Origin of the sequence: Bacillus sp. RC252, from assembly GCF_044909215.1 — a bacterium.
GTDB lineage: Bacteria > Bacillota > Bacilli > Bacillales > Bacillaceae_G > Bacillus_A > Bacillus_A mycoides.
Map to the genome: position 1 here is coordinate 61,142 of NZ_JBIYDV010000024.1, position 13,494 is coordinate 74,635.

Below are 13,494 nucleotides of genomic sequence, written 5' to 3' on the forward strand. Positions count from 1 at the left end.
AAGCTTAGCTTGATAGCGATGTGGCGGTACCCCTTACTGATCGTAAAAGTAGTGTCATACAAAGAATAAATACAATTGCACCTAATAAAGCTGGTAAGATGAAAATATCACCCCATTCTGGTCCCCAATTACCAAATAACTTTGAACCTACCCATGAACCAATTAATCCAGCAATAATATTCCCTAAAATGCCTGCTGGGAAGTCTTTTCCTGTAATCATCCCTGCTAATGCACCGATTAGTCCGCCTACAATACATGTAATAATTAGCCCCATGTTTTACTCCTCCTTTGTTCATTCAATGTGTATAGGTGGACATTTCCTCCCTTGGTGAAGGAAGAAAAAGTTGATAATCCTTGTTCCTTTACTCCAATCGTATTTGTGTTTGTATCATCCGCAATCTTTTCTGTTCGATATTTTTCATGTGTTAAGACATAAATGTCATTTTGGTGAATCCCTTGCAATTCAAGCTCCTTTACTTTCATAACTACTTCCTGTTCATTTTGATATCCATGAACCACCGGTTTTCTTTCATTCTTATGCATGGTATCATTCCTCCTTTAGATTTTTTATTTAGTTGTTATGTAATATGTAATACACCTATATCGGAGATGTTAAATCTGAATTATTGAAAAATTTTATATAATAGATTATTAATATTTTTGAATATCAAAACGATGTCACGAGAACTTTTCTTTGATAAAAGCGTTACAATAACGATTTGTTTGGAAGGCAAGGTCATTGTCTTATAGAAAACTTCTATTTAGAAAAAGTTAAAAAAGGAGTACAAGATACTTCTTTGACTTAAATAAATCAAAGGAAAATAAAAAAACACTCCTTTTCAAAGAGTGCTTTTAAAAAATATATCATCTAATAAGAAACTAAATGTACAAACTTTGTATAAAAAATGATTTTATAGCATCTTTTTAATACCCATGTCCGCCTTGCCAACCACCGTGTCCGCCTTGCCAACCACCGTGTCCGCCTTGCCAACCACTATGTCCACCTTGCCAACCACCGTGTCCGCCTTGCCAACCACCGTGTCCACCTTGCCAACCACCGTGTCCACCCGGCCAACCACCGTGTCCACCTTGCCAACCACCGTGTCCACCTTGCCAACCACCGTGTCCACCTTGCCAACCACCGTGTCCACCTTGCCAACCACCGTGTCCACCTTGCCCTTGCCACCAGCCTTCATAGCCTTGTCTCTGTGAGTTCATTCCTTCGCATCCCTTCTTATTAAAAATTCAAATACTGCAACTGGGTATTCTCTAAATATAATTATGTATCCCAAAAATAAATGTATCCGCAAACATCTCGATTATTGGTAAAGTAATTATCTAATAAAAAAAGCATTTATCATTGCAAATCTAAGCTCTATTGTTTTTTACTTTTCCTAAAACAATTTTTGCTATTTCGTTAGCATATTTTTTAGAGTCAAATCCATCATAGTTACTTAGTATTGCTACAGACGAATATTCCTTTTGAAACCGCATAAAGTGAAAACGGTAACTTGCCCAACTTCCTGAATGTTCCCAGGGGCTTCCATAGATCTTATGTTCCTTGTTCATTCTTCGAATATCCACTAGTAATTGATATAGTAGCTTGGTAGAAATCTACAATTGTTGTGGCTCTCATATGTAAAGGTTCAAAAATACGTTCCTTTGCAAACTGACGTAGAGACTTGCCACTTATCTTCTCTACCACTTGTGATAATAAAAAACATCCTGTATTGCTATACTCAAATTTTGTTCCAACCGAGAACAAAATTTGATGACTTTTTAGATCTTCTAGGGGTACCGCTACATCGCTATCAAGCTAAGGTCGAGTTAGGAAATTTCAGGAAAACCCCTTTTTTTAGGGGATTTATGTAAACTATTTAAAAATTGGACAGCCGCTTTATTTATAATGTATTAAACGTTTAGACCCGTAAATTCACAAGTTCGTCAATCCGTTAGGACATTCTCACCATAGATATTTTGTAGCATCCCGGCCTATCCATTACCATATGACTTCTCACTTAGGTTTTGTTCAACCGACTTTACCTAGCTTAATACAATTTATGACTACTATCACGCCTTGCATGTAGGAGTATCAGATAAGTAGTTTCAGCTCAACTTGACAGCTTTCATTCCTACTTTCAGTCAATCAGTTGTTGTTATCAAATTGATAACCCTCCTGTTTCGTGTTTGCACACTTATGAGGAAACGTGTCGCACAAATAGCGTTTTTGTTCAAAAACTATTCCCATTTAAACCGGACAGCATATGTAATTGTATGGAAATTCCCCACTCATAGAAATCCACCTTTTTTATCTAAGAGCACGCTTATTTGTGTGCTTTTTTGTATTTGTTATGAAATAACTATTTTGTTTAATTTTCTTATATACAAGTTTGTTAGCATCGATTGTTTCAATGTTTTCGATTGAACCAATCTTTGAATTGGCTTACTGCGTTAGCAAAAAATTGCTACTGCTGTAAATAGTGGAATAAATCCCTATAAACTATGCACAATAAACATATTGAAAAGTCTTTTCGAGGGGAGTCCATGTTGTGTTTCCTATTTTTAAATTTTTAAAACAAGGACGTTATTCTATAAATGATCAAGGCAATAGAACTTCAAATATACAGAAAGAAAATGTAGAAAATCATAACATCAACGGTAACTTATTTCAAAACATAAATAATCTTCAAATACTTTTTCAGCAAGCTCCTGATCTGGTAATTCGTCAATTTCAACTAGTAAATACATCAGAAGCTGCTTTGATATACTTATCGGGATTAACAGATAAACAATCTATTCATAATAATATACTACCCCCTTTGATGCATAACCCATTTGATGTTAGTAATGGTCTACCTGTCACAATAGGAGAAATTCAAACAATCAATACTTGGAATCAAATCGAAAATGCTATTTTTCAAGGAGATAGTATATTATTAATTCACGGTCAAAACACAGGGTATCAATTAAATACAAAAGGATGGCCACAAAGAGATATAACTGAACCGAAAAATGAAATATCTTTAAAAGGGACTCATCAAGGATTTGTAGAAACATCTAGTCAGAATATAGCTTTAATCCGAAGATATATTCCTAATAAAGAATTAGTATTAAAAGAGGTTTTAATTGGAAGTAGAGGGAAAACCAAAGTATCTATTTTATATTTAAGAGATGTAGCTTCTCAAGATGTACTTAAGGAATTGGAAACTAGAATTCAAAATATTAAGGTGGAATCGATTATTAATACTGGTGAAATAATTGAATTTATTGAAGATAATCCATATTCACCCTTTCCACAGTTTATCTTGACCGAAAGGCCAGATTCAACTGTATCTCACATCCTTCAGGGAAGATTCGCTATTGTTGTGGATCGAAGTCCCAGTGTTTTAATTGCCCCTATAAATTTTATTTCCTTCTTTCAAGGGGTAGATGACTACAATACCCGTTGGTTAGTATCCTCCTCTGTTCGATTATTACGTTTTATGAGTTTTTTTATTGCCTTATTGCTACCAGCAACTTACGTGGCGTTTATTTCATTTAATTTTGAAGTTATCCCTGTACAGCTCTACTTATCAATCGCAGAATCAAGGGAACGTGTTCCGTTTCTTCCGGTGATAGAAGCTTTACTTATGGAGATTACCTTAGAAATGATGAGAGAGGCTGCTCTTCGTTTACCCACTCCCATTAGCCAGACCGTAGGGATTGTTGGAGGGATTGTGATTGGACAAGCTGCTGTTCAAGCGGGGATTGTGAGTAATATCATGATTATTATTGTTGCTGTCACAACTATAGCTTCTTCTATTATTCCTAATTTTGAAATGGGTTTGGCAATAAGATTATTGCGTTTTCCTATGATGTTATTAGCTGCTTTATTTGGAATTGTAGGAATTATTATTGGCTGGATGACTATAATTGCACATCTTATAAGTTTAGAGTCTTTAGGTACTCCTTATGGTAGTCCTTTGTCACCTTTTCGAATATCAGGTATGAAGGATACGTTCGTCCGCTTTCCTTTATGGTCAATGAAGAAAAAATCTAAAAATATTACGAAGAATCACAAAGAAACTAATCCTGATTAAGGGTGAAAATATGAAGAAATATGCATTTAATGATATCACTGTCATGCAATATATTTTTATAATTAATGCCTCACAAATAGGAACTGGAATTTTATCCCTTCCCAGGGTACTTGCAGAAAAAGCTGGAACGGATAGCTGGATAGCACTATTTATTGGTTGGTTTTGCTCCATGACCGCCAGTATTTTTCTCATTCAAACAGCCAAACACTATCCAAATGATACCTTATATGAAATTCTTATTCGATTATTTGGGAAAATCATTGGTACCATATTAATTATTCTTTACATGATATATTTTGCTTTTTACGCATGGGCAGTTTTAATTAACGGCATGCTTTATATTAAGGGCTGGCTTCTTCCCAAAACACCAGATTATATTATTTTGTTTCTGTTCTCTATTCCAACCTTTTTAGTTGCACGTAATGGTGTTCGTATAATAGGTCGATACTGTGAATTATGTTTTTATATGACAATGTGGATTCCAATTTTTTTCTTGATACCCTTAAAAGAGAGTAATTGGTTACACTTTCTTCCAATACTTAAAGCAGGTTGGAAACCTATTTTTTCGGCTGTTCCATCTACTATCTTTTCCTTTATAGGATTTGAAATTGCATTTTTTCTTTATCCATTTTTGCAAAAAAAACAATATGCAACGCAAGGCATTATTATAGCAAACACCTTAACATTTGTATTTTATTTATTCACTGTAGTTGTTTGCTTTTTATACTTCAGTCCAGATGCAATTTTAGAATTTAATCAACCCGTACTAAATCTGCTTAAAGTTATTGAATTTCGTTTTTTAGAACGGTTTGATATGATTTTATTGGCTATTTACTTAATTGTCGTTTCTACTGCATGGATTCCTTGTGTATACGCTGCTGCATTTTGTTCTAGTCAACTAATAGGGAAACAAGATCATACTTTTCATGTAGCTATTTTTTTATTGGCAGTAATTATAGTAACGTTTTGGATCCATCCCTCATGGAATGAATCTGAACTATTTCAAAACCTTACATCGAAAGCTGGACTTGTATTAGCTTTCTTATTCCCTGTATTTTTATGGATATATAACTTAATCCACAAAAAATACTTTCGGAGGGAAGCACATTGAAGCAGAAAATATTATGCAGTGTTTTAATTCCGCTACTATTGCTCACTGGGTGTTTAGACCAAATGAATGTAGAAGATGTTACACTCACGCTTATACTTGGTTTAGATTTGGACGATAATGATAATTTGAAAGTATACTTATCCAGTCCTGTTTTCAATAAAGAAGCCAAGATTAAAGAGGAACAATATGGTGTGAAATCTGTTACAATACGAGACTCTCGTGAAAAATTTGATACGATGGTTATGGCATTGACATCGGGAAGTAAGACACAACTTATTTTGATTGGTAAGCGACTTTTAAAAGAAAAGAAGTGGGCGGATTATTTAGATCCTTTTTATCGAGATCCCAAAAACACGGTTACTACAAGAATTGTTGCTGTGGATGGACCTGTTTCAGACATAATTTATTATGCTCCCAAAAATAAACCACGTCTCCCTATATATTTGACAAAATTAATTGAGACTGGACATAGAAGAAATATTACTGTAAAAACGACTCTTCAAGATTTTCATAACCAAACAAAAGAAAAAGGAATGACAGCGAGTGTAAGCGCACTTAAAAAGAATAACAATATTAAGTTGACAGGTTCAGCATTACTTGATGAACAAAATAGATATAAGTTAACTATTACACCAAAAGAAACTTTATTATTAAGCATTTTACAGAATAACATAAAGGGAGAATATCCATTTACTATTGCCGTACCGCTACAATCTGAAAGCAAAGAAAAAAATTGGCTAAGCTTTAGTGCTCAAGGTACTAAAGTAAAAACAAGTGTACAATACAAAAATCATTTTATTTTTAATACAAATGTACATATGAGAATTTTAATTTCAGAACGACTGTTTCCTTTTAATGTTAGAAAGAATGGGGAAAAATTAGAAAAAAGCATTGAAAAGCAGTTGGAACTTGATTTAGAACGTTTAACAACGAAAATACAAAAAGCAGAAATTGATCCTATAGGATTTGGGCTGTATGCACGAGCGTATACATATAAGGATTGGAAAAGAGTCCAAAAGCAATGGGGAAAAGCATTATCGAAAGCTGAAGTTAAAGTTAATGTACATGTTAAAATTGCCGGGATGGGTACAATCAAGTAACAAGAACTCAAAATAATAATGTTTTAGGCACTTCTTGAGTAGCACCACATCACCATCAAGCTAAGAAAAGCAAATACCCCAAAATACAAAAAACGCACTAAATACCAATAAATAACTGTTGTAGTGATATGATTTTTCGTTTTTTGATCATGGGACAGCAGTCTAATATGCTTGAATTATAATCATTGCAAGCAGCTAAAAAAGTCATTGCTGGAATAGAAGTTAAGCATATAATCAAAAAAGGACAAACTCTCCAAGATGAGGAGTTTGTCCAAAACCATAATCTATTTGATTTAACAATGTAAAATTCAATTCCGCTAGGAATCTTTCTTTTTTCATATCCTACGATTTTTGCATGATAACCAACAATAGTGAATTAGAATAATGACTTAATACTTGCTAGTACAGTAAGGATACCTATAATAATGACAAATACATTGCTCATCTTCCCTCTATATTTAGCTAGTACAGGCACTTTACGAATTGCATACATTGGTAATAGACATAAGATAGCAGCAACTAACGGTCCGCTAAGGGCATCAATGATTCCAAGAATACTTGGATTTGCATAAGCAACATACCAGCATGTTAATACAACAAAAGTAAGGATCATTGTCTTAACTGTTTTTTCTCCTATATCTTTCCCGCGTGTTTTACCGGACTTAATAATCATGTCACGCATTACTTCATATGCTCCTATATAATGGCCAAGGAAAGACTTTGTAATAGCCACAAAAGCAATGATAGGAGCTGCAATCGTGATTACAGGCGAATTAAGCTCATTAGCAAGATATGATAGGATTGACAAGTTCTGTTCTTTTGCCACCTTAAGATCATCTGGAGTCAAACTTAAAGTACTGCTCCAAACAAAGAACATAACAACAGCGAATGTCATGATATAACAAACTTTTTGTATTTGAGCACACTTGGCATCAGTAGCATCTATTCCATACGTAGCTCTCTGTTTCATAACGAATGACGAAATCATAGGAGAATGATTAAACGAGAATACGATGATTGGTAGTATCATCCATATTGTTCCAAAATATCCTGTTCCAGTTGAAGCAGTAGAAACACTTGAAAAACTTAGCATTGACGTATTCCACTGTGGAATTAAAGATATTGCGATAAAAAGTAGAGAAACAATGAAAGGATATACTAGCATGCTCATTATCTTTACAGTAATATCTTGACCAAAATTTAGTATAGCGATAAGACCGAGTACTAATACAAGCGATAAAATGGCCCTTGGAGGCTCCTGCATGTGCAATTGATGCACGATAAAACTATTTGCAGTATTTGTAAGTGCAACCGAATACATCAGCACGATCGTATAAATTGAGACGAAATATACTATGTTAAAAATGATACTTGCCTTATTTCCGAAATACTCTCTTATAGTACCCGTAATCCCCTCATCAGCAGAATTAGAAGCGTATATCATTTTAGCAAGCGCCCTATGTGAGTAATACATAACTGGATATGCAAGTATGGTAATTAAAAGTAATGATAATAAACCACCTGAACCTGCATTAATAGGTAAGAAGAGTACTCCTGCTCCAATTGCTGTTCCAAAAAGACTCAATGCCCAGGTAGTATCCTGTTTATGCCACTTTTTAGGGTCTGGATATTTCTCATTTTTCACTGCATTATTTTCAGCTTGAAATTCTATTTTTTTTGCAGTATTCCCATTCATATAATAATTCCTCCTAGTTTCCTATTCTTACTTCTCTATTTAAGGCATCGGAATATAGACCGTTCTTGAAAAATGAATTGCTTATAAAATGCGCCACATCGTATATCCTTCTTCTAAGTTAATCAAAATCAAAAAATTAGCGAAGCATCAACCTGACGGGGTTGTTACCACTTACAAAATATCCCAATTATATAGTAGTATATTTTATTAGTAATTCCCCCAATATACAGACATCCTTAGGCGAGCAATAGAGAATAGATTGTTAACTATTTCACAATATACCCGATGATTGTTCATTGATTTGATTGTTTCTCTCCAAATATTTTATTTTTAATGGCAATCCCTGTAGGTGTTGCTGCAATTCCACCTAAACCTGTCTCTCTTAATTCGCGAGGCATCTGTCTTCCAACTCTATACATCGCTTCAATAACTTCGTCAGCATTGATGATATTGTTTACGCCGGCTAATGCGATGTCCGCTGCTGCTAAAGCATTTGCCGTTCCAATGGCGTTTCTCTTTACACAAGGAATTTCTACCAAACCAGCGACCGGATCACAAACTAAACCGAGTAAATTTTGTAATGCAATCGAAAAAGCTACAGAAGATTGCTGTGGCGTTCCACCTGCAGCTTCTACCGCAGCTGCAGCCGCCATCGCTGAGGCACTGCCTACTTCAGCTTGACATCCTCCGTACGCTCCTGAAATACAAGCGTTGTTTGCGACTATCGTTCCAAATAACGCTGAAGTAAATAGAAAATGAATCATATCTTCATGACTTAACTGCAACGTATCTTTAATACTAAATAGGACTCCCGGAATCGTCCCACTCGCACCTGCTGTTGGAGTTGCACAAATAGCCCCTAATGCAGCATTTACTTCATTAACACCGATAGCACTTTGGATCCCTAACACCATCAAATCTCCAGAAAGGGTTTTCCTATTTTCTCGATAGTTTTTAATTTTAACAGCATCACCTCCGGTTAAACCAGTTGGAGAAAATACACCGTCGCCCTCGATACTTTTATTTATAGCATTTTGCATAGTCGCTAAATTTCGTTCCATTTTACTCCAAACTTCTTCATAAGTAGATTTAGTTTGTTCAATTTCCTGTTCAATTGCTAATTCATAAATTGTCTTTTGGCTTTTATTAGCTGCATCCACAATTTCTTTTATGGCCATATACATATTTTTTCACTCCTTAATGTAACTAAAGAATAATGAGCTTAGCTATATTGCTTAAATTTCCTAATTCCTCCTGGACATTACCAGGCAATAGCGTATCCAAAGCGAATGCATATAAATATTTCCTGTTTTCTTCTAAACTATGAAAGTTGTTTATTTCCACATCATATTGTTTAAAGATCCTGCGTAAGACAAATTCAAAGTCAGCTCTTTCAGAAATCGCAATAATAACTGGCAATGGCCCCTGCAGGTCTAAGCTAAATCCGTCAATTTCAACATGTTTGATTTCAATTAATCCACCGCCAACCGAAATCCCCATCGTTCTAACACTTCGATTTTCATCCTCTAAATATACATCTGCCGTATTTGGATGGCCAGCAGGACTATCACCTGCTTCTTCAATAAAGGTAATTTCAATTCCTTTAGATTCTGCTATTTCAATAGCATCTGGCACTTTGCTGTCATCGGCAGCAAATCCTAATATCCCAGCAATAATTGCAAAATCAGTTCCGTGACCTTTATGGGTTTCAGCAAATGATCCATAATACCTTACCAAGACTTTTTTTGGAAGACCTTGAAATAATTTATTGGCTACTGTTCCAATAGCCAAAGCACCTGCAGTATGTGAACTTGAAGGACCTATCATTATGGGCCCAATCACATCAAAACAACTTTTGTATTTAACAACCTTTTTTTCTTTAATAGATGCTACATTCATGTTCATATAAGCACCCCCATAATTTATTATTTTTAATTGCAGTTGAATCTAAGTTATTAAAATGACTGATTCAAAACGAAATCTCATTGAAGGCGCTTTCATTATCGTGTCAAATACACTTTTCCTTTTGATCACATACCTTTCTTAGAGTAATCATGTCAGTATGTCCAAATTTAAAAGGTTACTTACAATGTCATTAGGATTTTTGCAAAAAAACTAGGTTTGATACTTTCTCTAGAGGTAATAAATTCTTTCTCGACGCCCTCATTATAGCTTGTATATTTATGAGTACAATATTTTTTTATTTTTAGAAAGATTGAATAAACAGAATCTTGAATGGGTAATAGATTACACTTAGCATGTAGCAATTGTGTCCTTTGTTTGAAGCTGTATTAGTTAGTAGAAAAGCAAAAATAACACAGAGTTCCTTTCATTAACACATTGATTATATTGGAAAATCATTATAATGATACTTATATTATCCTTTGTTGAAACATTTAATTTTGGACATGAAAGCTGTTGCACTAAATGATTAATATAGATAGCAAGTAATAAATTAATGAACTATAAAATCATTTTTGAATATTAATCATTAACTTTGAATTAATATTCATTTTCCAGAAAAAATGAACTTCTTTTTATAATCTTAACTTAAAGTAATACTTTGGTAATATCCAACAATTTACACCATCCCCTTTACAGTTATGGAAACCCTAATTAGATTTAAAAAGAGAGAAGAGCTCATCGATGCTCCTCTCTCTTTTTTATTTACTTAAGATTACTATTCAAATTGCTTATTGCATCTTTAAGCTGACTTTTAAATTATAAACTTTAATTTCCATACTTCTTTACAAGCCGATCAATGAAAAAAGTATATGTTCCTTCAAAATTAAGTTATAAAAGAGTTATGTTTTCCTGTAACATATTATTCATCCTTCTATTCACAGACAGTACGCTTCCACACTAAATAAAATCTCTCCGTAAACGTCCAATAGCTCTAAAATATACAAAAATTGAGAAATATGAAAAAGACACTCTTATGAGTGCCCTTCTTAGCAACTAAGTCCGCTGCAACTATTATCATTACCCCGATGAATTTTGCCTGTAAGAGGAAATTTTAAGTTCATATTTAATTATTAAAATAAACCGCACCAAAGTTTTCATTAAATCTTTTACACCAAACAGAAACCGAACCATATTCACTTACATCTATCCCTTCAGGAATTTCGTAGTTTTGGTCTCCTTTATTTCCCTTTAATTTTCCTAATTCAATATACTGATAGTTTTTCACGTCTTCATTATTTTTCAAACGATTTGTAGGAACTAATACAACTCGTACATCTGGCCCATTAGATGTTGCAAAATCAGAAAGTCGTAAAACACGTTTTCCATCCGCTAATTGGTAAATTTTTGCCGTTCCAGTTGTTTCATGGACACCGTTTTGAAACTGACCTTCCCTTATTACTCGATCACTTTGTTGCCTTACTTCAGTTGATTGTATCTCTGCTTGTGGCAATGATTCATTTACGTGCTTATCAATAAATAATTTCTCTGGTCGGAACAATGACCATAAAATCCCCAATACAATTATCAAACCACCTATAAGCCATACATATTTTCTTTTCATAAAGTAAAAAACCTCCTGTAACATACTGTGTAGTAGTATGTTAACAAGAAGGTCTTTCATTTTTCTAACGTAAATGTTACAAAAGTCTTTCAGCCGTCTTATTTTTTTACTGATGTGATGGGAAGAGTGAACCAAAATTCACTTCCCTGCTTACCATCTGCGCGATTCCTTACACCAATTTCCCCTTTGTGCATTTCAATCAATGATTTTGCAATAGCTAATCCAAGTCCGGAACCTCCAGATTGTGAACTTCTTGATCGATCTGTTCTAAAAAAACGTTCAAATACGCGTAATTGATCATTTGGAGAAATTCCCATTCCTTCATCCCGCAAAGTGAATTGGACCTGTTGAGTTGGTTTATTTTCCACTACAGTCAATTCAATTGTTCCAGAGATAGGAGAATATCGAATTGCATTATGTAATAAATTACCTATGACCCTTTCTATTTTACAAGGCATAATCAAAAGTCGAGGTAATGTATCAGGGACATCCAATTGCACATGGATTTGTTTGTCTCCTAATAAGACAGAATGTGACTCTAATACATCTAATAGAACTTTATCTAAATGTGTGAAACTTGGGTGAAAATCTACTTGCTCAAACTCTAACTTTGAAAGATCAAATAAGTCGTTAATTAATCCATTTAATCTTTCTATTTCTTTTAAAACCGTTGCTAAGTATTGCTTTTTCATTTCAGGATCTTCAATCAGGTTATCTTGTAATGCTTCTATCATCATTTGCATGCTAGTCATAGGTGTTCGTAAGTCGTGTGAGATATTGGTAATTAGCTCCTTACGAGAGTTTTCCTGTTCCTCTAACTTAGTAAACCCTTCTTCTAATTTTTTTGCCATCTGTTGAAAGGCTGTTGCCAATTCTTTAAACTCACGTGGTTCTTGCCCAATTATATACATCGTTTCAAAGTGTCTATCACTAAATTGTTTCGTCAATTTTATTAAATTTTGTATAGATCTCATGATAGGACGTGTCATTAACCAATAAATAAACGTTGAAATAATGAATGCCACAAATGCAATTACTGTTAATAACCGCGTTTGTTCCGGTTCAAGTAACATTTTCGTATCACTATACCATATAGCAATTACCATAATACTAGTACTTAATAGATTCATGAGTAACAATTGAATACGTAATCTCATGTTTCATTTCCTCCATTTGGCTCAAAGCGATATCCTATACCCCAAACCGTATGAATCCAACGATTCTTTATCGTATGCTTCTCGAGCTTTTCACGTAAACGACTCACTAACACGGTAACTGTGTTTGATGCTCCTTCATGTCCAAAATCCCAAATTAATTCAAGAAGCTGCGAGCGAGAAAATACTTGTTTTGGATGCTTTGCCATGAGATAAAGTACCTCAAACTCTTTCACCGTTAACTCCACTTCCTTATTACAAACAAGTACATATCTTGTCTTTGGATATATTTTTAAATCTGGAAACTCTATCACTTCCAATAAGGATTCTTTCGCTTGTATTTGTACATGGCTTCCTCTTCTTAGTATAATTTGAACCCTTAATACTAATTCACGAGGGGAAAATGGCTTTGTTAAATAATCATCTGCCCCCATTGTTAAGCCTAAAATTCGATCCCTTTCCTCTCCCTTAGCAGTTAACATAATAATAGGAACATTTGATTGTTGACGAATTTCCTCGCATAATTCCCATCCATCTTTTTTTGGCATCATCAAATCTAATATAATTAAATCTGGTTGATGTGTAAGAAATAAATCCCAACCTTCTTTACCATTTACAGCGGTATAAACTTCATATTCTTCTCTTTCTAAATACCGTTTGCATACTTCTCGAATATTTTCTTCATCTTCTACGATTAAAATTCTTTTCTTCATATACTATCCTCACTTCTTTTTCACCAATAACAAAAAATTTATTTTTTCTATTATCCAATAAAAATATCTTTATAGGTAACGATATAAAAACTAATCACATAAATAAATCAGAATT

The 13,494-nt window shown here is 34.0% G+C and carries 11 protein-coding genes and 3 pseudogenes; 4 read left to right on the plus strand and 10 right to left on the minus strand.

The window, feature by feature from the left end; genetic code table 11:
* Positions 1-4 precede the first annotated feature (4 nt).
* Both ABH960_RS25635 and ABH960_RS25640 read right to left on the minus strand, forming a co-directional pair.
* Positions 5-274: a GlsB/YeaQ/YmgE family stress response membrane protein gene (locus tag ABH960_RS25635; RefSeq protein WP_002090528.1), complete on the minus strand. Its 270-nt coding sequence runs from the start codon at positions 272-274 to the stop codon at positions 5-7.
* A gap of 68 nt (positions 275-342) precedes the next feature.
* A pseudogene (locus tag ABH960_RS25640) lies at positions 343-543 on the minus strand (general stress protein); the annotation flags it as partial.
* Positions 544-654: 111 nt separating this feature from the next.
* Here ABH960_RS25640 and ABH960_RS25645 point away from each other — a divergent pair.
* Positions 655-806, plus strand: a pseudogene (locus ABH960_RS25645) (acyl dehydratase).
* Between the two features lie 118 nt (positions 807-924).
* Here ABH960_RS25645 and ABH960_RS25650 read toward each other — a convergent pair.
* Together ABH960_RS25650 and ABH960_RS25655 are read right to left on the minus strand one after the other, a co-directional pair.
* Entirely contained in the window at positions 925-1,218 is a 294-nt protein-coding gene (locus ABH960_RS25650; protein ID WP_404449225.1) for a hypothetical protein, read from the minus strand.
* A 150-nt stretch (positions 1,219-1,368) separates the two neighbouring features.
* Positions 1,369-1,792, minus strand: a pseudogene (locus tag ABH960_RS25655) (serine hydrolase); the annotation flags it as partial.
* A gap of 757 nt (positions 1,793-2,549) precedes the next feature.
* Here ABH960_RS25655 and ABH960_RS25660 point away from each other — a divergent pair.
* Genes ABH960_RS25660 through ABH960_RS25670 form a run of 3 tightly spaced genes read left to right on the plus strand, consistent with a single transcriptional unit; the run spans position 2,550 to position 6,290 of the window.
* Complete coding sequence (locus ABH960_RS25660; protein ID WP_404449227.1) at positions 2,550-4,079, plus strand: spore germination protein; 1,530 nt, start codon at positions 2,550-2,552, stop codon at positions 4,077-4,079.
* 10 nt (positions 4,080-4,089) lie between these two features.
* Positions 4,090-5,190 (plus strand): GerAB/ArcD/ProY family transporter, encoded by a 1,101-nt coding sequence (locus tag ABH960_RS25665; protein ID WP_404449229.1) that lies wholly within the window; start codon positions 4,090-4,092, stop codon positions 5,188-5,190.
* Entirely contained in the window at positions 5,187-6,290 is a 1,104-nt protein-coding gene (locus tag ABH960_RS25670) for a Ger(x)C family spore germination protein (RefSeq protein ID WP_404449231.1), read from the plus strand. Before ABH960_RS25665 ends, ABH960_RS25670 begins: the two co-directional genes overlap by 4 nt.
* Positions 6,291-6,666: 376 nt before the next feature.
* Here the strand turns inward: ABH960_RS25670 and ABH960_RS25675 are convergent, their stop codons facing one another.
* The 6 genes from ABH960_RS25675 to ABH960_RS25700 all read right to left on the minus strand — a co-directional run bounded on the left by ABH960_RS25675 (position 6,667) and on the right by ABH960_RS25700 (position 13,379).
* Positions 6,667-7,986, minus strand: a complete 1,320-nt coding sequence (locus tag ABH960_RS25675) for an aromatic amino acid transport family protein (protein WP_404449233.1) — start codon at positions 7,984-7,986, stop codon at positions 6,667-6,669.
* 293 nt (positions 7,987-8,279) lie between these two features.
* On the minus strand, positions 8,280-9,170 hold the full coding sequence (gene sdaAA, locus ABH960_RS25680; RefSeq protein WP_002128063.1) for an L-serine ammonia-lyase, iron-sulfur-dependent, subunit alpha: 891 nt from the start codon (positions 9,168-9,170) through the stop codon (positions 8,280-8,282).
* Between the two features lie 22 nt (positions 9,171-9,192).
* Entirely contained in the window at positions 9,193-9,891 is a 699-nt protein-coding gene (gene sdaAB, locus ABH960_RS25685; protein WP_404449235.1) for an L-serine ammonia-lyase, iron-sulfur-dependent subunit beta, read from the minus strand.
* Positions 9,892-11,014: 1,123 nt separating this feature from the next.
* A complete protein-coding gene (locus tag ABH960_RS25690; protein WP_002017161.1) occupies positions 11,015-11,512 on the minus strand; it encodes a DM13 domain-containing protein in 498 nt (165 codons plus the stop codon).
* Positions 11,513-11,610: 98 nt separating this feature from the next.
* Entirely contained in the window at positions 11,611-12,669 is a 1,059-nt protein-coding gene (locus ABH960_RS25695) for a sensor histidine kinase (protein WP_002128066.1), read from the minus strand.
* Complete coding sequence (locus ABH960_RS25700; RefSeq protein WP_002017159.1) at positions 12,666-13,379, minus strand: response regulator transcription factor; 714 nt, start codon at positions 13,377-13,379, stop codon at positions 12,666-12,668. The genes ABH960_RS25695 and ABH960_RS25700 overlap by 4 nt, the downstream gene beginning before the upstream one ends.
* Positions 13,380-13,494 lie beyond the last annotated feature (115 nt).